We start from the raw sequence: 22102 nt of genomic DNA on the forward strand, positions 1-22102 counted from the left end.
TCTTTATCTTAATCTAAGTTTTTAACTTTTACGCTTGAATACCCCCAATGTATGAACAATGCTAATACTATGAAATATATAAAAAACATAAAGAAAATTAATGTTGATCTAAATTCAAAAGTTAAAAGAGTTAAGATAATTGTATGAAAACAGAAAATAGCTATTAGATAAAAAATTTCGATAATAAAAAAACCTGTATAATTAAATACTTCAATCAAATTTCTATAAAAAGCACTTATCTTTTTTTTCTTAAAAATTCTATAATTAGCCCACATACTTATAAAGAAATATATAATAAAAGCTATAAAAAAAATCCATATCAAAAACTCATTTTGATTAATTAATGTATTAAAGACTCCATTTACTTCACTAAACTTATTAGGTTTACCGGTAAAGACTGAATAAAAAAAATCCCAAATGGCGGCAATATAAAATAAAACAGATAATGCGGTTATATTTTTCCATGGTATGGTTCGTATTACCTCGATAAAATTAACTTTTGTAAATAGGCTAGATTCTTTTTTCATTTACATTAAACTCAAAATATAAAAAAATATAATATAATATTTTTTATAAAAGCCCAACTCTCGTCGGGCCTCCCCCCCTCAAACCCGACTTAAAAAATAATCAATCAAATATTCCCTTTCATCAGTTTGCTTTGAGCTTAAAAGCTGCACCATTGCTCCATCGACCACAAACAAAAACATATGCGCATCTTCAACTGTAGCGGCAGGTTTTACGGTTAAAAGTAGTTTGTGAATTTCCTGAATAAGCCAGTTTCGATAATCAACCACCACTTTATAAGCCGAAGGATAATGTTTTTCTATTTCAAAAATTGCTTTAAAAGGCAAACGATAAAGCCCGTCTGAGTCAGCATGTAAAAAGAAAATTCTCTTGAGTTTATCGAACACCATCAGTTCACGGTACGAATAGATCGTAGAAAATACCTCTTCTTTTAAAGCGTCTGTTTGAAAAGATAAGCTCATCTGAATGAGTCTTTCTTTTGAATGGAAGTAGTTGTAGAAGGTGGCTTTGGGAATTTGGGAGTCGGCAATAATTCGGTCTACCCCTACCTTATGAAACCCATATTGGTTAAATAAATCCTTTGCCGTGTGGAGCACTCGCAATGCTCTAAATGAAGCTTCTAAATTTTTCATGTATATCGCTTAAAATAATTTTTTGTTGTAAATAAAAGAGATAGAAATGCCGTCGCTCTTAAATTGAGCGCTAAAAACAGGCGTGCAAAAGCAGCACAAAAATGGTGTGCTCGCCTATCTCGGGTTTTATTGTTGCTATGATTTTTTAGTCGTAATGACCTATGGCTTAAAACCTAGAGTCGGTTAAACCGTTTTAAAGACCAGTTGGGTATAGAGTCAAAGATTTTGGCGAAGGTTGCCAACGAGAGAGATGAAATAGTACGCATATGACGGATTCCTGTACAAATAAGGATTCTGCCTATCTCTGCTAAAAGATGGTGGCAGAACGAAAGGGGGTTAGCAGACTGGGTACAGAACCAGCACACCCGAAGGTGTCCCCCTCTCGCCCTACCGCAACGTGAGGGAGACGGGTTGAATACATGCAGATCTCTCCCTCAGAAGGAATAAATCTGATGTAATCTGTACGACGGTCTGCTAAAACCGACTGGCAATGTAGGCCAGCAGGCAAAGGATAATCCGCACGTTTTGGAGTGTCAATGTAAGGTTGAATAGAAATTGGTTAAATAATTATTGTTGTTTATTCAATTAGATATTTAAGCTAAAAAGACCTTCAACTTAAATTTAACGATGTCATGATAATAAAAATGTAGGATAGTGAATTATGATTGAGTGCATGATTTGAATAGGTAATTAATAATGATAATAAAGGGACCTCCCACTAGTTCAGAAGAATATCAAATTATCTTTCAGTGGCTTGAAGAGCGGTTTTATTATTCTATTGGGGCGATGGCTTTTCTTAATCATACACAAGCTACCAATGCCGAGTGGCAACTCTTACGTTTGTATGACTCACAAAACGCCAAGCAACTGCTAGGAGTCGCAGTTATTCTTGCTGGGGGCACCTGTTTCTGGGTTCCATCAGAGGCATCATCTGGATCATTACTGTGTACATCAATTTTACAGCTTCAACCGCGTCGGATCGTAACGACCGCAATTGGGCGGGACTTATTACATGCCGAGATAAAACAAAAAGGACGCATTTTAAGAGAATATGATCAATGGATCATGATTTGCTCACGCCAATTTTCTGAAGCTCAAGGGCGCTTGGCTGAACTTTCGGATATTGCCCGTCTTGATGAATATCAACATCAATACAATAAAGAGCGCTCAGTAAATGAAACACCTGACTGGGCATCTCTAATTCAACAACAAAAAATTATTGTGCTTGAAGCAGATCAACAGATCGTTTCGATTGTGCGTTTAGGCATAGAAACTGATCGACTCGTTTCTATTGGTGGCACATATACCTTCCCTGCTTATCGTCGAAAAGGTTTTGCTGAACGCGTCTTAAAATTTGCAGTTAATCGGATTGTTGCAACGGGACGAATTGCCCACTTAATTGTCGACGTTGATAACACTCCAGCGGTTAGTCTTTATCGGCAAATGGGCTTCGAATGTGTAGAGTCTTCTTACATTGCTTACCCAGAGTATTTATAAAAATTTATTCATTTTCAAACCTGTTTAAATGAACAGATTGATCACGCTATAAATAAAAGCTACAGTAAATAAAGTTTGAATTTTATAACTTTAAATAAATTGATAATACACGCAGGCAAAAACATGGAAACCATACATGATTTTTATCGCCGCTTTTCTTTAACCAGAGATAGCGATTACTCGGTTCCATCCACTTCATTTGGACATTTTAACGTGTTCCAACGCGATGCCTGCTCGTTTCTCACCCCTTATAGCCGCCGTGACTATTATAAAATTTCACTGGTTTTAGGCACAGGCGAACCTCACTACGCCAACCGCTGGATTCGGGTAGACCGCCCTGCTTTACTGTTTTCAAACCCAATGGTTCCCTACGCTTGGGAAATTAATTCGCCTGAACAAGCGGGCTGGTTTTGTCTATTTACCGAAGAGTTTGTAAACCAAGAATCGAGACAAAGTTTTTTAAAAGACTCACCGCTGTTTAAAGTCGACGGCGACCCGCTGTATTTTTTAAATGACCAACAAGTTGAAGAAATTTCATTTATTTTCAAAAAGATGATGAATGAAATAAATTCAGACTATATTCATAAATACAACGTTTTAAGAAACTATTTGCACCTGATTGTGCATGAAGCCATGAAAATGCAACCGACCCAACAGTTTGAAAAACATAGCAATGCTGCGGTTCGGATTTGCCACTTATTCTTTGAATTATTAGAGCGCCAGTTCCCGATCGACTCGCCCCATTTTCAGCTTAAACTCAAAACTGCAAATGACTATGCCTATGGCCTGTCTGTGCATGTGAACCATTTAAATCGAGCTGTAAAAGAAGCTACAGGTAAAACCACGTCTGAGCATATTAGCTCGCGCATTACTCAAGAAGCCAAAGCGCTGCTACAACACACCAGTTGGAATATTTCCGAAATTGCCTATAGCTTAGGCTTTGAATATTCAGCGTATTTCACCAACTTCTTTAAGAAAAATACGGGGTTTTCACCTAAAAAGTTCCGCGAAGACTGTGTGGCCTAAAAACAGATTGTTTGAATTTTATAATTATTGGTTTGAATGTTATACGTCAGTTTGAGCCAAAGCATTTTATAGTTTTTCTACTCAAGTGATTTTGCAAAAAGAGTGTGAAAAATGAAATATAGAACTTTAGGACAAACAGGCGAAAAAGTATCAGCACTTGGTTTAGGTTGCATGGGAATGAGCTTTGCCTATGGTGCCTCAGACGACACACAAAGCATTGCAACTCTAGAAAAGGCCTTAGACCTCGGCATTAACTTTTGGGACACTGCCGACATGTATGGCAACGGTGCAAATGAAGTTTTGCTCTCAAAAGTTTTAGAAAAACATCGTGACAAAGTGTTCTTGGCGACCAAATTTGGCTTCCGCTATAAAGAAGATAACCTTAACCCGAAAAACTCTTTAGAGTCTTATATCGACGGCTCACCTGAGTGGATTAAAGTCGCGGTCGAAAACAGTTTAAGACGCTTAAATACAGACGTGATTGATTTGTATTATGCACACCGCATAGACCCAAATGTTCCGGTTGAAGATACCATTGGCACAATGGCAGACTTGGTCAAACAAGGTAAAGTTCGTTATTTAGGGCTGAGTGAAGCGTCGGCTGAAACTATTCGTAAAGCACATGCGATTCACCCGATTGCAGCGGTTCAACATGAATATTCGTTACTTACCCGTGAGTTTGAGCAAACCCATTTGCAAACCATTCGTGAGTTAGGCATTAGCCTTGTGCCGTATTCACCTTTATCGCGTGGTTTAATTACCAATACGCTTGATGTAAATAACCTAGATGAAAATGATTTCCGTCGCCATTTACCACGTTATCAGGGCGATAACTGGAAAAATAACCAAAGCTTAGCGCAGGCATTTAGCGAATTTGCTCAAAGCAAAAATGCGACAGCAGCTCAACTGGCTTTGGCTTGGATTTTTGCGCAAGGTGACGACATTATTCCAATTCCGGGTACACGTAAAATCGAGCGACTTGTGGAAAATGCAGGCGCTGTAGATCTTCATTTAACAGCAGCAGATTTGGCAGAAATTGAAGCGATTATCGCGAGATATCCAAACATGGGCGCACGCTATAACGCTCAGCAACTTGCTGCGGTCAACCACTAAAATATAAGCTATTAAAAAGTCCGACTCAGTGTCGGACTTTTTTATTTAGTCTTTGCTATATGTGCCTTGCTGGCGCCCACCCTGCCAGATCGCATCTAAGGATTTATCCGAAATCGTTAGGCTCTCAGGGAAAATGCTTAAATCCTTTTTAAATTTAGCCTCTGGTTTTAAGCCAATACAGTCTCCATTTTTCCACCATGTGCCTTCAGCATATTGGTCTAAAGCACCCACAGCGAGCATCCATTGAAACTTACCGTCTGGCTGAAGTAAAAGCTCTGAACCGACTTCCATCACACCATGTAAATAATAGTGCCCACTCCAAGCCTGATCAGCCTTTTGGAATTTCACTTCCTTACAGGTACTAGTCGGCTCTGCATAAATGTGAGCAGAAAAAATAACTGTAGAAACAAGCAGTAAAGGTGCAAATATATTTTTCATTATTGTGTTCCTATATGTTTAATCTTATTTTCCAGACTCAACTTTTAAATACGTTCCATCGGCATAAACGTTATGTCCAAAGCCACAACCCGACTCGCCTTCGCTTTGTTTAACCTGAATATAATTTCCTAATTTCGCGTTAGATTTAAAATCGAGCTGAATACGGCAGTCCTGATCTTTATAAATGGTTTGCTTGGCATTGGTCGGCATTTTGGTGTCAAACTCACCCATATTTGGGCCGTAAATTAAGCTTCGTAAGCCCATATAAACACCCGAATAACCAATGGCATATTGGCCCTGTTTACGACTTACCGTGATGTGATCCCACTCACCAAAACCTGAGTAACGGACGTATTCACCTGACAGATCATTTGACGCTTTAGGGGCAGGCAACTGCTTAAGGTTAAATTGACTAGACTTTGATTTTTCATCGAGCATAAACCATGCTCTTGCCCAAAGTGGTCGACCCAATTTGGCATAGGCTAAGCCCACGTTATTGTTGGCAACTTCAATATCTCGGTCGGTAAATTTAACTGTGGTTTCGTCTGCATTGGCCTTACAAAAAGCAGTCCAAGAGGCTTGGTTTTGGAAGTTTTCGAGCGCTTTTTTATATTGTTTTTGGTCGTAGAATTTCTTACCTAAGCTCGCGTATTGCTTCACTTTATTACAGCCTTGTTGTAATTCTTGTTCATAAGAAAACTCTGCATGAGTTACCGTTAAAGCTGAAAGTGTAAGAACCGCGCAACCTGAAATAATCGATTTAATCATTTTAAAATTCTTTAATAATTAACTAATTATATAATATGAGCTGGCGCTATAAATCACAATTATTTGAAACAAAAGTCTATTAGAAGAGTTTATGTTTTTATAAAAATAGTTAAATCCATACAAAATAAATTTTTGAAAATATTGAACTTAACTGGTTACTTTAATTGAATATTCAACCAAAAAATAATGTAGACTGCATGCGTAAAAATTAGGAAAAATTATAAGAGTGAATAATTTAATTATTGGAACCCTATTTGCACTGTGTGCAGCAGCTTTAAATGCATCTATTGGTGTAATTAGTAAATTACTCATGCACAGTGGTTTAAACCCGCAAGACATTGCCTTTTTAAAAACCATTATCGCCTTTTTCTTTTTAAGTATGTTTTTATTTAAAGTGCCTGACAGCCAAAAGGTTGCATTTATTAGCAACACGCCAAGTAAACTCAGCGTTTTTGCTCAAATTGCCATATGTGCTTTTTTAGGAATTTTCTCGCTATTCTTTTTTGAGACCATTGCCTATAACCATGGTGCTGCGGCCAATGTGGTGGTGGTACTCATGGCTTCGGCTGCCATCTCTGCCCTATTTTTTGGGAGGTTCATTTTAAAAGAAAGCATCTATATTCATTCGCTTATTGGAACATTATTGGCGGTTGCTGGGATTAGCATTATTTCGTGGAAAGGTGAAAATAGCCTTTTAATGCTGATTAATGCTTCTATTGCCGGTACGGGTTATGGCTTATTTTCGGTTTTAGTGAAAAAGTTCAAATTAAACGGCGGCCTGTTTCTGACTAAATACTTACTACTGTTTGGTAGTGTTTATCTTGCAGTTCCGTTTTTAATAAACTTGCATAGCATTACTTTTAATAGTGACATCATTTTAGGTTTGATTGGTTTAGCTGTTCTACCAACCATACTCGGCTTTTTCTGTACCACTAAAGCGTTGTCTTATATGAGTGCCGCAAAGGTACAAGTGACCGAGCTTTCAGAACCTATTTTTGCAGCGCTCATGGCTTGGGTTTTCATTCATGAACAGCCGACTTTATCATTTTTATATGGTGCGATTTTTATTATTTCAGGCATCTTTTTAATGAACAGAGCGCCGAAATCAAATTAGCCGATTTCATTTATTTCGTTGGCGTGGTGACAAGCCACTTGCACCACACTGGCAAAGTTAATCGCCATCTGTGAAGGGGCATGTTTTTTATAAGCAAGCCCTAAACCCACCGTAGGTACAGGCGCTTTCAAAGAGCGATAGGCCACACCTTGTATTTGCAATTGTTTGGTCGACTCGGGAACCAAAGACACCCCTAAGTTTGCAGACACCAACGATAAAATTGACACAATTTGCGGGGCGTTTTGCCCAATTTTCGGTTCAAAGCCACGCTCATGGCAGGCCTGTTTAATCGCATCAAAAAGCCCTGCACTCACTGAAGGGGGCGAGACAATAAAATCAAGTTCTCGCAGCGCAGTTAAATCAATTTCTTGTGATGCATCGTCGAGTTGAAAAGACTCTGAAGGTAAAGCAGCAATGAGCGGCTCAGCTAATAATTCTTGTAGAATGAGGCTATCTGGCATATTGCGTGGCGAACGAATAATTGCGACATCTAAACGGTCTTCAAGCAATAAATCGATGAGCAGTAAGGTATTGGCTTCTTCAAGCTTTAAATTTACTTTCGGGTATTGCTGCTGGAAATAGCGAACGCATTTAGGAATTAAAGGGTTCAACATTGAAGTACCTGTAAAGCCTAACCGTAATTGACCCACTTCGCCATTTGCCACTTGTTTAACAAGGTTTGCTGCATCTTCTACACGCTGCTGTACTGGCTGAATTGCATTTAAAAAGGCAAGCCCAGCTTCGGTCAGCTCCACCCCATGAGGCGAACGAATAAATAAATCTGCACCTAGCTCTTCTTCTAAGTCTCGTATTTGCATACTTAAAGGCGGCTGACTCATGTTTAAACGCTGCGCAGCTTTGGTAAAGTTTTTTTCTTCTGCTACTGTCAAAAAGTAGCGTATATGCCTGAGTTCCATTGTTATATATAAAACATATCGTGTCCCATTATTAAATATATTAGAAAAATACCTTTTAAATTGCTAATTTTAATTTATCGAATTTTCTCGATTCAGCATGCCTTTAGGCACTGCTCTTTTTCTGTCATGGTCATGATATGAACTCTTCATCTACACCCAGTACCTTAAACACTGAGGCAACGTCTGTTCTTTCCCGTGAGTGGATTCACAAAGGGACTAAAGCTTATAAACATGCAGGATTTGCTTTATTCCTCGTAGGTTTTGCTAGCTTCTCTCTGATTTATTGTGTACAGCCACTCTTACCTGCATTTAGCCAAAGCTTTCAGATTAGTCCTGCGAGTAGCTCTTTGGCACTGTCATTAACGACTGCCTTTTTAGCCATTTCGATTGTGCTATCGAGTGCCTTTTCACAAGCGATTAGCCGTCGCGGTGTGATCTTTACGTCAATGCTGTGTGCCGCAATTTTAAATATTGTCTCGATGTTTACACCGAACTGGCACAGTTTACTCATAGCACGCGCGTTAGAAGGTTTACTGCTTGGTGGCGTACCCGCAGTGACTATGGCTTGGATTGCCGAAGAAATTGCGCCTGAACACCTCGGTAAAACCATGGGTTTATATATTGCAGGGACAGCCTTTGGTGGCATGATGGGCCGTGTCGGTATGGGTATTTTAGTTGAATATTTTTCATGGCGCACCGCCTTAGGCTTACTTGGGGCAATCTGTTTTATTTGCTCGATTGCATTTTTAAAATTACTTCCCGCATCGCGTAATTTTGTGCAGAAAAAAGGGCTGAATTTAGGCTTTCACATGCAAATGTGGCGTGCTCATTTAAGCAATACTAAATTATTACGCCTGTTTGCCATTGGTTTCTTGCTTACCAGTGTTTTTGTCACCCTGTTTAACTATGCAACCTTCCGCTTAAGCGGTGCACCTTATTCACTGAGTCAAACACAAATTAGCCTTATTTTCTTGTCGTATAGCTTTGGTATGGTGTCTTCATCGTTGGCAGGTAGCTTAGCCGATCGCTTCGGTAAAAAAACCATGATGATGAGTGGCTTTGCCTTGATGATCGTGGGTAGTCTCATGACCCTGCTCAGCTCTCTTTTCGGCATTATCATTGGCATCGCATTTATTACCACAGGCTTCTTTATTACCCACTCACTTACGAGTAGTTCTGTGGGTGCCGAAAGCAAACAAGCTAAAGCTCATGCCAGTTCGCTTTACTTGCTGTTTTACTATATGGGTTCAAGTATTGTCGGCTCGGCAGGTGGTTGGTTCTGGTTACACGGTGGCTGGAGTGCGATTGTCGGTTTAACCGTGTTCTTGTCTTTAATTGGAATATTTTTAGCGATTTATACATCACATGCCAAAGCGCATTAATGTAGTAAAACCTTAACTTTTTTAGGCTAAACCCAATGAGCATTTAAAAATCATATGAAAAAATTTAAATGCTCATTTTTTGGCTTGTATTTTTTTTAAGAAACTGTAAAATTCACTCCACATCGCCGGCATAGCTCAGTTGGTAGAGCAACTGACTTGTAATCAGTAGGTCCACAGTTCGAATCCGTGTGCCGGCACCATCATTAAACCTCATGAATATTTGATTTATGGGGTTTTTTGTTGTCTGTAGGTTTTGGAATAGACCTTTTGACTGTGCCGCCTTAGGTGGTAAAGAAATTCGTTAATAAGAAATGAAAAAAGCCCAACATCCTGTTGGGCTTTTTTCGTATTTCGTTACTAGGCATACATCCTGTAATACCTCACGTCCTGGTGTTTAAACTTATTATTGTTGTTTTACGTTTTGGAACTTCCTGTTCCTGATGAGTTCATCATAGGCAATTTATGAGGTCATAGAAAGACGTCAATTTCCTGAATAGATGTAGGAAAAAGCGTACATGGTTCTTTTAAATTTAAAACTTGATTTATCTATCATGGAAATAAAAATATGAATTTATAAGAAGTTATGTTCTTCAATTAAATAAGAAAACGATATAATGAGTTTATTACTTTATTTCTAAAATAAATTTAAAAACAACAAGGAACGAGATGTCTAATCTACCTTTAAACCTTTTTCAATCTTTAGTGATCATACTTGCATGCCTTATTATCCTTATAAGTAAAATGCCTCAGCTAAAATTTAGAAAAACCATATTATTTTTAGCTCTTGGCAGTCTTACTTTAATCTGTGCTTTGGCAATATTTGGCTTCTTTAATTGAGCCTTATTTCTTGCTCTTCTCTATCATTTTTTCAAAGTGTTTAAGGTTTGGGTTCAACATGTCCCACGCATAGGTGTGGCTCACAAAAACTTCCGCTTTAGGGTGATAGAGACTTGGGTCATCCAAAGTGCCTGCGCGTATTGAAATCATTTCAGGAACAAGTTCAGGTAAGCCAAAAAGTTGAGAACCACAAGTCGGGCAAAAAGCTCTTTTAATGGGACGACCAGAAGAACCTAATGTCTCAAAATATTTAAGTTCGCCACTTATTTTCAATTCAGATTGATGAAAAAAAGCGATTGGTGCATAGGCCGAACCTGTTGCCTTTTGGCAATCTCGACAATGGCAATTAAAACTATAACGTGGCTCTGCATCGCTTTGATAGCTCACAGCTCCACATAAACATGATCCTTGATATTTAACTGACATGGCTCACCCTATTTTTTTATTGCTGTTATTTGAATATAACGTACATATCCATTTTGATAGAGTTGTTGGCATAACTTTGCAGTCATTTGGATTTTAAAATTTGCCAACCCTCGGTTATGGCTTTGTGTTTGTTGATTTTGAATATACTGTGAAAAACCTAATAATACCTGTTCTGACAAATCTTCGATTTTAATATCTGTAAAACCTTGTTGTTCCAAGGTAGTTTTCAGTATGCCTTCGGTTGGCACAGCATCCCAACTTACATCGGCTGCTTTAAGTAAGTAACGGTGCTTTTGTTCTTTTAGCATGGTCATATTGTGACATGAGTCGGCACGCATCAAGTAATGAAAACCTAATCGTCCTTTTGAATTTAAAATGGGAGTAACCGAATCCAGAAATGAATTTAAATGACTGTGATAAGCCGCATCAATACAGAGCACCACATCGAAGCGTTGTTTAAATTCAAATTGTTTTAAATTTAAAAATGAACCACAGAAAATCTGACTTATTTCAGGAATAAATTTTTGAATTTTATTAACACATGAGGCTTGTAGTTCAACTGCACTCAGGCTTTTGGGATGATAGTGCTGTAACCAGTGCAATAAACTTGCACCCTGCCCACAACCTAAATCTAAGAGATAATCTTTTGAATTTAAATTGACAGCTTGTGCCAAATGATCAGCCAGTTGGCGACAAGCTTCACGGTAGGTTCGGGTATTTTTCCAAAAACCCAAATTTGTCCAAGCAAGCTCTTCACTATCCCCCAAACTTGATGCATCAATTGCATATTTATGAGGGATAAATCGAGAAAGAGCTGCTCGAACTTTTGCTTTCACAATTTTAGTAACCGAGTTCAGGGGCAACTTCGACCTTAGGCTTTAATCCCACGAATGGTAAAGGTGCATCCAAGATTTCAGCAATATGCATCGCAGAAGTCACTGCTGACTCTAAAATTGGCAAACCATCACATGACCATGAACCACAGTAGAATACTTTACGGTTTGGTTCTAAGTGACGTTGTTGTAGCTCTTTGTTTAAAGCAATAGTTTGCGAGTCTACAACTGCACGCGTTAAGGTCACTTTTGAAATGACTTTTTTAGGGTCAATATCCACTACTGGACGCCAAGTTTGGAATACAGGATTTTTACCTACCAGTGATGGCTCAACGGCATTCATCCAAACTGTAAACTGCTGACGAGTAAACTTACGGTCCATCATATAGCTCAGCACTGACCAGTCTTTACGGCGTGGTGGCATTACTGTTGCATCTGTATGAATAACCAAGTCGCCTTGTTCAAAGCGGAACTGTTTAAGCAGATTCATATCTTCTGCAAACTGTTCAGGGTTTAAGAACTCTTCAAGTTTAGATGTTGGTGTGGCCACAATAACGCGGTCAAATGTACCTTGGTCACCTTTTTCATTTTCGACCAGTACTTTTTCACCTTGTAGCTCAACTTTTTTAATTGCCGAACCGCTATGGATATCAATGCCTTTAATTAAGCTGTCTACAAATGCAGGTGTACCACCTTTCATACGCAACAACATGTCACCATCAGTTAAATGACGCAAAAACTCAAGAAGGTTTTTCGCAGGCCAATCACCAATTGTTTTTGGGTTACATGTACAAATCGTATAAAGCACCGGCATAACAACACCATGCCAGAATACTTCTTCAATATCGTTCTGATTAATAAATTCAGCGAGAGTAATATCTTGATTTTTAGATTTAAAGAACTGGTGAATCGCAGTTTTTAATTGCAGCATCCCTTTTACCAGACGCCAGCCATATTGCTGGATACCTTTACGGTTATTGATAATTGGGAAATTACCAATACGGCTACGAGATGTGGTTAACCATGTTTCAGTACGATCTTCAAATAACCAGCTACAAGACATATAGGTACGAACCGGAAAGGTTTTAATGCCTAAGTGTGCAGCAAGGCTGAGTGTATTTTTCCATAGATGCGGGTTCATAACACGCAATGGCGCATCAATAATCCCACCATCGAACTCAATGCTATGACTGTCCATTCCCCGGCCAGGAAGTGCTTCAAATATCGTGATTGTATGTCCTGCATCTTTCAGAATTCTTGCTGCTGCAAGTCCTGCCATTCCACTGCCAATAATTGCGATATCCAAAATGATGTCCCATTTTTCGAGAATTTTTTTGATTATCACTCATACCCTAAAAAAACACCGTATTAAAAACTACCAGATTTTTATTTTTTGCATCAATTTATATAGAAAAATTTTAAAAGATAAGCCCAAAAGTTTTTCATAAAATTTTACAAAAGAGGATGACTGTATAAAAATCTATATTTTTTAAAAATTTAAAAAAATTCTTTTAAATAAAATAAGATAATTTAACTGTATTTATATCATTCGTTTTACAAGTATCATTTTTTACGGTATCATGGTGGCATAATAATGAGAACTAAATCACACAAAACAATGCCGACACAATAATGATATTCATCATAAAAACAGAAACTTTACAGCGAAAAAGCCCGCTATTCACACTTGATAGCGGGCTTTTTATTACTTTGCTTTTAAAGATCATTAAGTAAAGCTTAGCAATTTATCCTTTTTGCATGATTGAACCGAATTTTCCACGATTAAAATCGTTAATCGCTTCCATAATCTCGGCTTTGGTATTCATGACAAATGGACCATAACCTTCGATTGGCTCATTCAGTGGTTGGCCAGTCAACACCAAGAATTTAGTGTCTTCTTCAGCATTTAAGCTAAACTCAACGCCCTCACGAGATAAAATCGCAACGGTTTTGCCTTCAAGACGGTTTGTATCATTGACCACAACCCCACCTTCTAACACAACAACAAGGGTAGTATGCCCTTCAGGTACATACAGGGTATGTTTTTGGCCTTTTACCAATTTACCGTCCCATACATTTAATGGACTAAATGTACTTGCTGCACCTTTTGCATCTGCATATTCACCTGCGATCACACGCAAATGACTACCGTGCTCGTCTAGTGCAATGTCCGGAATATCTTTAGCTTCAATGGCTTGATATTTTCCAGGGGTCATTTTTGAATGCGAAGGTAAATTTACCCACAATTGCACCATTTCAAAAAGACCGCCATGCTCTGCAAATTCAGGAGAATGGAACTCTTCATGTAACACCCCTGCACCCGCAGTCATCCATTGCACGTCACCGGTTTTAATGGTTCCGCCGCCACCACTTGAGTCTTTATGAGTCACTTCACCTTGATAGGCAATAGTAACTGTTTCGAAGCCACGGTGAGGATGTGAACCTACACCTTGTTGTTCGGTGGTTGGTGAGAAGTTATAAGGCGCTGCATAATCCAGTAACAAAAATGGGCTTAGGGTTTGGCCTAAACGGTCATAAGAGAACAGGTTATATACAGGGAAACCATCACCAACCCAATGCATGTGGTTATTTTGATATGCACCAAGAAATTTCTTCATCTGATCTCTCCTATATATGTAGGATTTTCTTGAACTGAGATTGATTTTACGCCTCAATAATTGCAGTTTATAGATCAGGATTAGCAACACATTATTGCATTTATGAGACAATCATAAATTTTGATGTTTTGTTTAAGAGATCGTCCTATTTTTAAAATTCTTAATCCTATTTTTTAGACTTAATTACGACAACAAACTCATCTAGCATGATTTTAGGCACTGATGACCTACCCAATAATTTTTGATTATTCAATTTGATAACATGAGGACATAAAAAATGGCTCAAGATTATGTACGCTTAGACAAGGATAATGCTGCGGTTCTTTTAGTTGACCATCAAGCAGGTTTACTTTCTTTAGTTCGAGATATCGATCCGGATAAATTTAAAAACAACGTACTTGCTGTTGCAAATGCAGCAAAATACTTCAATCTTCCAACAATTTTAACAACCAGTTTTGAAACTGGTCCAAACGGTCCTTTAGTTCCTGAGTTAAAAGAAATTCACCCAGATGCGCCTTTTATTCCACGTCCAGGCCAAATCAATGCGTGGGACAATGAAGATTTCGTAAAAGCGGTTAAAGCAACCGGTAAAAAACAACTGATTATTGCAGGTGTTGTAACTGAAGTTTGTGTGGCATTCCCTGCACTATCTGCTTTGGCAGAAGGCTTTGAAGTATTCGTAATTACTGATGCTTCTGGTACTTTCAACGAATTAACACGTGATGCAGCTTGGGACCGTATGTCTAAAGCAGGTGCGCAGCTGATGACTTGGTTCGGTATGGCGTGTGAATTACACCGTGACTGGCGTAATGATATTGAAGGTTTGGGTACATTGTTCTCAAATCATATCCCTGACTACCGTAACCTGATTTCAAGTTACAATCACAACACTAGCCAAAAATAAGTTCTACTGCCAAGATTAGAATGCTTAAGCATTCTAATCTTGAATTTAAATGGGTTGAACGGACATTGATAAGCTCTTTTGATGATTTTTATTATTTCTATTTGGTCGTGAAACACGGCGGCTTTAGTGCTGCCAGTGAGGCCGAAAATATTAGTAAATCCAAGCTCAGCCGACGCATTATTGACCTTGAAAATAAATTTAATGTCAGCCTGATTCAAAGAACAACCCGCCATTTTAAAGTGACCGATTTAGGTCAAGAGTTTTACGAGGAATGCTGCAAAGTCATTGCTCAAGTTGAATGTGCAGAGAACGTGTTATTAAAGCAAAAAAGTGAGCCTCAAGGTTTGGTAAAAGTAAGCTGCCCACCTTTAATGATGCATTTTCAAATTAGAAAAATTTTAAATCAGTTTTTAAAAACCTACCCTAAAGTTGAAATATCTCTTGAGCTAACCAGCCGTCGAGTAGATATCTTGCATGATGACATCGACCTTGCGATTCGAACCAATTTTGAACCGAATGAAGATTCAAATTTGATTGTTCGTGATGTGATTAAAACCGATCACTGTCTGGTGGCTTCGCCTGAATTACTGCAAGGTCGCACCATTAAGCATTATTCCGAATTACAGGACTTTCCAAGTATTAGCTTAGGCACACAAAAGCAAAATTATATTTGGCATTTATGCAATATACGTAATGGTGAATCGGTTGATGTTCCTTATCAACCACGAATTAAAAGTAATGACTTGGCAGGTGTTTACTATGCCGTAATGGATGGTTTAGGTATTGCAGATCTTCCTTTTTTAACCGTTGAATCGGAAATTCGTAAAGGAACACTGGTTCATATTCTTCCTGACTGGAAGTCGAATATTGGTATGCTACAACTGGTTTATGTGTCTAGAAAAGGACAACGTCTGGTGGTCGAAAAACTCATTGAAACCCTCATTGAAGAACTCAGACGTTTACCCGAAAGCCATGAAGGATATTTGCCGACTTAAATAAAAAACCGGTCATGAATGGGCATGACCGGTTTTTTGTGAAACATCACATGCAGTATAACTGCATGTTTTCGTTCAGAACAAAGCGAACTCGCTTTATCCCTTACTCAGATAAGTCTACGCAGAGGTATTTCATTTCGACATATTCTTCGATGCCGAATTTTGAACCTTCACGACCTAGACCTGACTGTTTTACGCCGCCAAACGGAGCAACTTCGTTTGAAATCGCGCCCGTGTTAATGCCGACCATACCGTACTCAAGTGCCTCACCCACTCGCCATTGACGAGCTGTGCTTTGAGTAAACAAATAAGCAGCTAAACCGAACTCGGTATCGTTCGCCATTGCCACTGCTTCATCTTCAGTTTTAAAGCGGAACAATGGGGCAAGTGGACCAAAAGTTTCTTCTTTAGACACTTTCATGTCTTGCGTTACGCCAGTTAAAACTGTTGGTTCAAAGAATGTACCGCCAAGTGCCGAGCGTTGACCACCAATACGAACAGTTGCACCTTTCTCAGTAGCATCAGCAATATGAGACTGCACTTTAGCAATCGCATCTTCATCAATTAAAGGCCCTTGAGTTGAACCTTCTTGACGGCCATCGCCAACTTTAAGCTTAGACACAGCTTCAACCAAGCGCTCTGCCAACGCATCGTAAATGCCATCTTGAACATAAATACGGTTAGCACACACACAGGTTTGACCGCTGTTACGATATTTACTTGCCATAATGCCCTGAACCGCTTGCTCAAGGTTGGCATCATCAAATACCAATACAGGCGCGTTACCACCCAGTTCAAGCGAAAGCTTTTTAATAGTTGGCGCACATTGTTGCATCAAGATACGGCCAACTTGCGTTGAACCAGTAAAGCTTAACTTACGAACAATATCGCTTTCGCATAGGGTTTTACCGACTTCAACTGCATCACCACTAATGTTAATTAAAACATCTGCTGGTAAACCTGCCTGTAACGCCAATACTTCAAGCGCATAAGCGGTTAACGGCGTTTGTTCTGCCGGTTTAACCAACATTGAACAACCCGCAGCAATGGCTGGACCTGCTTTACGCGTAATCATGGCAGCCGGGAAGTTCCACGGCGTAATTGCAGCTGTAACACCAATCGCTTGTTTAATCACGAGCAGACGTTGGTTTGGCAAGGTAGGTGTTAAGACTTCACCATCAATACGACGCGCTTGCTCGGCAAACCAGCGAATAAATGATGCTGCATAACCAATTTCACCACGTGCTTCTGCCAATGGTTTACCTTGTTCAGCCGTTAAAATCTGTGCCAGATTTTCTTTGTGCTCTAGCATGAGGTTGTACCATGCCAATAACACATCAGCACGCGCCAAGGCAGTTTGCTTTTTCCAAGCAGCTTGCGCTTTTGCCGAACGGTTAATTGCGGCTTCAACCCCTGCACGGTCATAGGTTTTCACCCATGCCAAAGTTTCACCCGTAGCAGCATCATTCACCTCGATATAGTCATTTGATGCAGGTGCTTCTAATGAAATATCAGGATGTTTTAATAAATACTGCAAATTATTTTGAATCATGCAGATTGCTCCATTGCTTTTGCACTCCCTGCTTTTAGTGTCGCAAAACCTTGTTTCAAGATATCAAGACCTTGACGGAATTGCTCAGCAGGAATGGTTAATGGATATAAGAAACGAATTACATTACCGTATTTACCACAAGTAAGAAGTAACAACCCGTTTTCCATTGCATAGTTTTGTACAACTTTTGCTTGTTCAGCAGTCTCAAGTTCTACTGCAACCATTGAACCCAATGCACGAATATCGGTTACGACGTCACCAGTTGTTTGCTGAATATCTTTAAGCGTAGCAACTAACTCAGCGCCTAATTCATTTGCACGGTCGCATAGGTTTTCTTCTTCAATCGCGTCAATCACGGCATGCGCAGCTGCAACCGCAATCGGGCTACCTGCGTAAGTACCGCCTAGACCACCCGGGTTTGGTGCATCCATGACTTCTGCACGGCCCACAACACCCGAAATAGGGAAACCGCCGCCCAAGCTTTTCGCCATCGTGATGAGGTCTGCTTTAGTTTCATAATGGTTCATCGCAAATAACTTACCAGTACGAGCAAAACCTGATTGCACTTCATCAGCGACAAGTAAAATACCGTGCTTGTCACAAATTGCGCGTAAACGTTTTAAGAACTCGGCTGGCACCACATTGAAACCGCCTTCGCCTTGTACTGGCTCAAGTACAATTGCTGCTACGTCATGTGGCGCAATATCTTCACTGAAAATATCTTCAACGCTTTCAATTGCCGCATCTACTGAAATACCTTTTGCAGGTACTGGGTAACGTGCATGGAACACACCCGCTGGCATTACACCGAAATCACGTTTGTAAGGCGCAGTTTTACCTGTCATTGCCATGGTCATAAATGAGCGACCGTGGAAACCATTACCAAACGTGATAATACCGTGACGACCTGTGTAACAACGAGCAATCTTTACTGCATTTTCAACTGCTTCTGCACCTGTTGTGAAAAAAGCTGCCTTCGCAGGAGCAGCAATTGGTGCGCGTTCATTAATACGTTCAGCTAAAGCCACATAGCTTTCATAAGGCGTAACTTGATACGCAGTGTGAGTAAATTTAGTAAGTTGTTCAGTCACCGCTGCAATTACTTTAGGGTGGCGATGGCCTGTATTTAAAACCGCAATACCACCAGCGAAATCGATAAATTGGTTGCCTTCCTTGTCCCAAATCGTGGCATTTTCAGCTTTTTCAGCATACCACTGACACATCACGCCTACACCACGTGGAGTTGCTTGCTGTTTACGTGCGTTAAGTGCAGAATGTTGAGTATCCATTTGATTCCCTCATATTTTCATCATCAGTTGCAGCTTTGTTTTTTTGCATCCTGTGCTTAATTTTCAGGGTGCTTTACAACGACTGCCTATGCATGTAATTTCGCTCGTCTGATGGCAACTGACGAGAGCCACTTTTTAACTGTAGGAGAGAGCCAATTGCGTAGTTTACTTGGAGATCATTTGCTGCAACGACTCCAACAGGACACTGAAGGGAAACTACATCAACGCCTTTTCCGTTGCCTGCGTGGTGCCATTATTGATGGAGTGATCCAGCCGAAGACTCGTCTACCTGCATCACGCGATTTAGCCAGTGAAATTCATGTTTCGAGAAATACGGTACTTAGTGCCTACGAACAATTACAGGCCGAAGGCTATTTAGAAGCACGGACAGGACATGGCACATGGGTTGCCGAAAAGTTGCCAGAGAGTTTTTTAAATACACAAAACAAGAAAAAAGTAGTTTCTAGCCCAAATATTCAAAGTTCCTATGCCCTCTCACAGCGTGGCTCAAACTTATTAGGCTATGCCGCAGCCTCGCCACATCAATGGGGAGCCTTTGTTCCGGGAGCACCCGATGTTACCGGGTTTCCACATCATATTTTTAGTCGTATTCAAGCACGCTTAAGCCGCGAACCGGACATTAACCGTCTAATTTATAGCAACGCAGGTGGATGCATAGAGCTTCGAAGTGCTTTAGCAGATTACTTACGTGTTGCGCGTTCAGTCCAGTGCGATGCGGACCAGATTATTATTACCGAAGGCATTCATCAAGCCATTGATTTAGTCTCACGTGCACTAAGTGATATGGGAGATAAAGTCTGGATTGAAGATCCCGCTTATTGGGGAATGCGTAATACATTACGGATTAATGGCCTCGATATTCAGCCCATGCCTGTCGACGCTGAAGGCATTATTCCTGAAGAAAATCCGGCAGTACCGCCTAAACTCATTTTTGTCACACCATCACATCAATATCCGCTTGGCTCACATTTAAGCCTTGATCGTCGCAGACAATTGATTCAGATTGCACGTCAGCACAATAGCTGGATTGTAGAAGATGACTATGACAGTGAGTTCCGTTTCTCGGGCCAGCCTTATCCATCTTTGCAAGGCTTAGAAAATAACGCACCTGTTTTATATATGGGCACGTTTAGTAAAACTATTTATCCATCCTTAAGAATTGGCTATTTGGTCGTCCCTAAGCCGTTATTTTCACCGCTACGTATTGTTGCGGCCGAACTTTATCGTGGTGGGCACTTGCTTGAGCAAAAAGCCCTCGCTGAATTTATTCGTGAAGGCCATTATGAAGCGCATATTCGCCGTATGCGCCTGCTCTATGGTAAACGCCGCGATTACTTGGTGAGCTTAATTCAACGCTATCTTGGCCCCGAATTTATTCATGAATATGATGAAGCAGCAGGGTTACATCTGGTTTTAAAACTACCGAACTCTTGCGATGATGTCGCCATTGCAGCCACAGCACTTGAACGTGGCGTCAAAGTTCGCCCACTTTCACAATACTACATGCAATCACATGCACATGCCGAACGTGGACTGCTGATGGGCTTTGCCTGTGTAAATGAAAAAGATATGGTGATGGCTTTTGGTGTCTTGCTCCAATGCTTACGTGAAGCAGGTGTACCTACGCTAAATTAACTATTCTCTCGTATTAAAACAAACAAAAAGAGCCTCACAGTGAGGCTCTTTTTTATTTAAAAATTTAAACTAACTTTTCTTCATGGCTATGAGTTAAATGAGTCGCTCTACGCTCTTTACCCCAACCCAGTTTTTCAGACAACAAACCGAAGAACACAATAATGCCAAACAATGCTGTGGTGTAAATCACCTCTTTAAAATAGGTGCCTTCAATCAACATGGTAAGAATTGCACCAATAATTGCAAAGATCACCACATAGGTTAGGTAAGGGAACATCCACATTTTAAAGTCAATTTTCACACCTTCAGCTTCTAATTTTTTACGCATACGAAGCTGAGAATAAGCAATGGTCAGGTACACATATAGAGTTGCTGCACCTGTTGTTAGCATGAAGAAGTCATAAACATTCATACTCTCTGTTGCAGTTAAAATTACCGCAATTACAGAGAAGAAGCATGACACAATCACACCCACCCAAGGACTGCTTTTACTGTTTACAGAACCAAAACTTTTTGGTGCATCACCACGTTTAGACAACGAGAATAACATCCGTGAACACGTGTAAAGCGCTGAGTTAAAGCAACTACATACCGATGTTAGAACCACAAAATTTACGATATGGCGCGCGCCCGGAATACCAAGTGCAGACAGAGTTACACTATAAGTACCCCAAGTCGAATCTTTCAAAAGTTCATTGTTGTGAGGAATAAGACATACCGCAACGAACATTGAACCAACGTAGAATAAAATAATACGCCAAACCACCGAGTTTGATGCCTTACGAATTTCTTTAGATGGATTTGCAGACTCTGCCGCTGCTACAGTAACAATTTCAGCGCCAATATAGGCGAACATCACCCCAAGCAAGGCTGTAATCACTGATGAACCGCCATTTGGCATAAAGCCTTGAGAGGTTAAGTTACTTATACCAGATGCAGCCGGATTGCCCCAAGGCCACAAATGCATGATGGCTAAACTACCAATCACAAGGAAAACAACAATCGCGATAACTTTGATGAGCGCAAACCAGAACTCGAATTCACCATAGTTCTTGACGTTTTGTAAATTGACAACAACCAGTGCGACAATGACAACGGTCATATAAACCCAGATCGGTATAAACGGGAACCAGTTATTTAAAATTTTTCCTGCTACATAAGCTTCCCAGCCCATGAGCATCGCCAGCGTACACCAGTACAACCAACCAATTGAAAACCCTGCCCAACGGCCAATCGCACGGTCCGCATAAGTTGAAAAAGAGCCACTGTCAGGATTTAAAACGGCCATCTCGCCTAACATACGCATGATGAACCAAACGAGTAGACCACCTAAAGCATAAGTTAGAAAAACTACAGGGCCGGTGTTGTAGATAATACTGCCTGAGCCAACAAAGAGAGAGCCACCAATAACCCCTGCAATCGAGATCATGGTTAAGTGGCGTGATTTAAGTCCATGTTTTAAACTTTGGGAGTGATTGGCTTCAGAACCATTTTGATGAGCTGCCATATCATTTTCCTTAATATATGGAGGATATCGGCTAGTCTCGGAAATCCTCCGAAGCCAAAAAATATCCCCTAAA

At 40.0% G+C, this 22102-nt stretch carries 20 protein-coding genes and 1 tRNA gene; 9 read left to right on the plus strand and 12 right to left on the minus strand.

Annotation, left to right across the window (positions count from 1 at the left end; all coding sequences use genetic code 11):
• Nucleotides 1-8: 8 nt before the first annotated feature.
• Together R5R67_RS03200 and R5R67_RS03205 are read right to left on the minus strand one after the other, a co-directional pair.
• On the minus strand, nt 9-527 hold the full coding sequence (locus R5R67_RS03200) for a hypothetical protein (RefSeq protein WP_000712290.1): 519 nt from the start codon (nt 525-527) through the stop codon (nt 9-11).
• Between the two features lie 78 nt (nt 528-605).
• A complete protein-coding gene (locus R5R67_RS03205) occupies nt 606-1157 on the minus strand; it encodes a TetR/AcrR family transcriptional regulator (protein WP_000792704.1) in 552 nt (183 codons plus the stop codon).
• A gap of 696 nt (nt 1158-1853) precedes the next feature.
• Here R5R67_RS03205 and R5R67_RS03210 point away from each other — a divergent pair.
• The 3 genes from R5R67_RS03210 (at nt 1854) to R5R67_RS03220 (ending at nt 4793) form a co-directional block, all read left to right on the plus strand.
• Nucleotides 1854-2654 (plus strand): GNAT family N-acetyltransferase, encoded by an 801-nt coding sequence (locus R5R67_RS03210; protein ID WP_000584336.1) that lies wholly within the window; start codon nt 1854-1856, stop codon nt 2652-2654.
• A 123-nt stretch (nt 2655-2777) separates the two neighbouring features.
• Nucleotides 2778-3680 carry a helix-turn-helix domain-containing protein gene (locus tag R5R67_RS03215; protein WP_000447722.1) on the plus strand — a complete coding sequence of 301 codons (903 nt, stop codon included), beginning with the start codon at nt 2778-2780 and terminating at the stop codon, nt 3678-3680.
• Between the two features lie 111 nt (nt 3681-3791).
• On the plus strand, nt 3792-4793 hold the full coding sequence (locus tag R5R67_RS03220; protein ID WP_000877483.1) for an aldo/keto reductase: 1002 nt from the start codon (nt 3792-3794) through the stop codon (nt 4791-4793).
• Between the two features lie 45 nt (nt 4794-4838).
• Here R5R67_RS03220 and R5R67_RS03225 read toward each other — a convergent pair whose 3' ends face one another.
• A complete protein-coding gene (locus R5R67_RS03225; RefSeq protein WP_000789147.1) occupies nt 4839-5231 on the minus strand; it encodes a hypothetical protein in 393 nt (130 codons plus the stop codon).
• A 24-nt stretch (nt 5232-5255) separates the two neighbouring features.
• Nucleotides 5256-5999: a hypothetical protein gene (locus R5R67_RS03230; RefSeq protein ID WP_000597374.1), complete on the minus strand. Its 744-nt coding sequence runs from the start codon at nt 5997-5999 to the stop codon at nt 5256-5258.
• Nucleotides 6000-6225: 226 nt separating this feature from the next.
• On the opposite strand from R5R67_RS03230, the gene R5R67_RS03235 reads away from it, so the two are divergent.
• On the plus strand, nt 6226-7113 hold the full coding sequence (locus R5R67_RS03235) for a DMT family transporter (protein WP_001061061.1): 888 nt from the start codon (nt 6226-6228) through the stop codon (nt 7111-7113).
• Here R5R67_RS03235 and sxtR read toward each other — a convergent pair.
• On the minus strand, nt 7110-8030 hold the full coding sequence (gene sxtR, locus R5R67_RS03240) for a multidrug efflux pump transcriptional activator SxtR (protein ID WP_000423180.1): 921 nt from the start codon (nt 8028-8030) through the stop codon (nt 7110-7112). The two genes, R5R67_RS03235 and sxtR, sit on opposite strands and share 4 nt — an antisense overlap.
• Nucleotides 8031-8167: 137 nt before the next feature.
• Here sxtR and sxtP point away from each other — a divergent pair, with 137 nt between their 5' ends.
• The gene (gene sxtP / locus R5R67_RS03245; protein ID WP_001089021.1) at nt 8168-9412 is read left to right on the plus strand and encodes a multidrug efflux MFS transporter SxtP; all 1245 of its coding nucleotides are present in this window, start codon (nt 8168-8170) and stop codon (nt 9410-9412) included.
• A 124-nt stretch (nt 9413-9536) separates the two neighbouring features.
• Nucleotides 9537-9612, plus strand: a tRNA-Thr gene (locus R5R67_RS03250).
• Between the two features lie 640 nt (nt 9613-10252).
• Here R5R67_RS03250 and R5R67_RS03255 read toward each other — a convergent pair.
• The 4 genes from R5R67_RS03255 to R5R67_RS03270 all read right to left on the minus strand — a co-directional run bounded on the left by R5R67_RS03255 (nt 10253) and on the right by R5R67_RS03270 (nt 14126).
• On the minus strand, nt 10253-10675 hold the full coding sequence (locus R5R67_RS03255; protein WP_000114350.1) for a GFA family protein: 423 nt from the start codon (nt 10673-10675) through the stop codon (nt 10253-10255).
• Between the two features lie 8 nt (nt 10676-10683).
• A complete protein-coding gene (locus R5R67_RS03260; protein WP_000645074.1) occupies nt 10684-11511 on the minus strand; it encodes an SAM-dependent methyltransferase in 828 nt (275 codons plus the stop codon).
• A gap of 4 nt (nt 11512-11515) precedes the next feature.
• Nucleotides 11516-12814, minus strand: coding sequence for an FAD-dependent oxidoreductase (locus R5R67_RS03265; RefSeq protein ID WP_000350211.1), 1299 nt, complete (start codon nt 12812-12814; stop codon nt 11516-11518).
• Nucleotides 12815-13253: 439 nt separating this feature from the next.
• The gene (locus tag R5R67_RS03270) at nt 13254-14126 is read right to left on the minus strand and encodes a pirin family protein (RefSeq protein ID WP_000713962.1); all 873 of its coding nucleotides are present in this window, start codon (nt 14124-14126) and stop codon (nt 13254-13256) included.
• 277 nt (nt 14127-14403) lie between these two features.
• On the opposite strand from R5R67_RS03270, the gene ycaC reads away from it, so the two are divergent.
• Both ycaC and R5R67_RS03280 read left to right on the plus strand, forming a co-directional pair.
• A complete protein-coding gene (gene ycaC / locus R5R67_RS03275) occupies nt 14404-15030 on the plus strand; it encodes an isochorismate family cysteine hydrolase YcaC (RefSeq protein WP_000046156.1) in 627 nt (208 codons plus the stop codon).
• Nucleotides 15031-15050: 20 nt separating this feature from the next.
• Entirely contained in the window at nt 15051-16025 is a 975-nt protein-coding gene (locus tag R5R67_RS03280; protein WP_000912183.1) for a LysR substrate-binding domain-containing protein, read from the plus strand.
• A gap of 103 nt (nt 16026-16128) precedes the next feature.
• Here the strand turns inward: R5R67_RS03280 and R5R67_RS03285 are convergent, their stop codons facing one another.
• Both R5R67_RS03285 and gabT read right to left on the minus strand, forming a co-directional pair.
• Nucleotides 16129-17577 carry an NAD-dependent succinate-semialdehyde dehydrogenase gene (locus tag R5R67_RS03285; protein ID WP_000615681.1) on the minus strand — a complete coding sequence of 483 codons (1449 nt, stop codon included), beginning with the start codon at nt 17575-17577 and terminating at the stop codon, nt 16129-16131.
• The gene (gabT, locus tag R5R67_RS03290; protein WP_000380896.1) at nt 17574-18866 is read right to left on the minus strand and encodes a 4-aminobutyrate--2-oxoglutarate transaminase; all 1293 of its coding nucleotides are present in this window, start codon (nt 18864-18866) and stop codon (nt 17574-17576) included. Before gabT ends, R5R67_RS03285 begins: the two co-directional genes overlap by 4 nt.
• Before the next feature lie 156 nt (nt 18867-19022).
• Between gabT and R5R67_RS03295 the strand changes: the two genes are divergently transcribed.
• The gene (locus R5R67_RS03295) at nt 19023-20522 is read left to right on the plus strand and encodes a PLP-dependent aminotransferase family protein (RefSeq protein ID WP_001257165.1); all 1500 of its coding nucleotides are present in this window, start codon (nt 19023-19025) and stop codon (nt 20520-20522) included.
• Between the two features lie 64 nt (nt 20523-20586).
• Here the strand turns inward: R5R67_RS03295 and R5R67_RS03300 are convergent, their stop codons facing one another.
• Nucleotides 20587-22029 carry an amino acid permease gene (locus tag R5R67_RS03300; protein ID WP_000718865.1) on the minus strand — a complete coding sequence of 481 codons (1443 nt, stop codon included), beginning with the start codon at nt 22027-22029 and terminating at the stop codon, nt 20587-20589.
• Between the last annotated feature and the right edge of the window lie 73 nt (nt 22030-22102).

The organism is Acinetobacter sp. OYA S30 (genome assembly GCF_033599315.1).
GTDB lineage: Bacteria > Pseudomonadota > Gammaproteobacteria > Pseudomonadales > Moraxellaceae > Acinetobacter > Acinetobacter baumannii.

Excerpts from the sequence above, each read along its gene's own strand:
- R5R67_RS03220 (WP_000877483.1), top strand. The coding sequence starts at position 3,792 with ATGAAATATAGAACTTTAGGACAAACAGGCGAAAAAGTATCAGCACTT.
- R5R67_RS03280 (WP_000912183.1), top strand. The coding sequence starts at position 15,051 with ATGCTTAAGCATTCTAATCTTGAATTTAAATGGGTTGAACGGACATTG.
- R5R67_RS03300 (WP_000718865.1), bottom strand. The coding sequence starts at position 22,029 with ATGGCAGCTCATCAAAATGGTTCTGAAGCCAATCACTCCCAAAGTTTA.
- R5R67_RS03225 (WP_000789147.1), bottom strand. The coding sequence starts at position 5,231 with ATGAAAAATATATTTGCACCTTTACTGCTTGTTTCTACAGTTATTTTT.
- R5R67_RS03205 (WP_000792704.1), bottom strand. The coding sequence starts at position 1,157 with ATGAAAAATTTAGAAGCTTCATTTAGAGCATTGCGAGTGCTCCACACG.
- R5R67_RS03255 (WP_000114350.1), bottom strand. The coding sequence starts at position 10,675 with ATGTCAGTTAAATATCAAGGATCATGTTTATGTGGAGCTGTGAGCTAT.
- R5R67_RS03215 (WP_000447722.1), top strand. The coding sequence starts at position 2,778 with ATGGAAACCATACATGATTTTTATCGCCGCTTTTCTTTAACCAGAGAT.
- R5R67_RS03285 (WP_000615681.1), bottom strand. The coding sequence starts at position 17,577 with ATGATTCAAAATAATTTGCAGTATTTATTAAAACATCCTGATATTTCA.
- sxtP (WP_001089021.1), top strand. The coding sequence starts at position 8,168 with ATGAACTCTTCATCTACACCCAGTACCTTAAACACTGAGGCAACGTCT.
- R5R67_RS03200 (WP_000712290.1), bottom strand. The coding sequence starts at position 527 with ATGAAAAAAGAATCTAGCCTATTTACAAAAGTTAATTTTATCGAGGTA.
- sxtR (WP_000423180.1), bottom strand. The coding sequence starts at position 8,030 with ATGGAACTCAGGCATATACGCTACTTTTTGACAGTAGCAGAAGAAAAA.
- R5R67_RS03270 (WP_000713962.1), bottom strand. The coding sequence starts at position 14,126 with ATGAAGAAATTTCTTGGTGCATATCAAAATAACCACATGCATTGGGTT.
- ycaC (WP_000046156.1), top strand. The coding sequence starts at position 14,404 with ATGGCTCAAGATTATGTACGCTTAGACAAGGATAATGCTGCGGTTCTT.
- R5R67_RS03230 (WP_000597374.1), bottom strand. The coding sequence starts at position 5,999 with ATGATTAAATCGATTATTTCAGGTTGCGCGGTTCTTACACTTTCAGCT.
- gabT (WP_000380896.1), bottom strand. The coding sequence starts at position 18,866 with ATGGATACTCAACATTCTGCACTTAACGCACGTAAACAGCAAGCAACT.
- R5R67_RS03210 (WP_000584336.1), top strand. The coding sequence starts at position 1,854 with ATGATAATAAAGGGACCTCCCACTAGTTCAGAAGAATATCAAATTATC.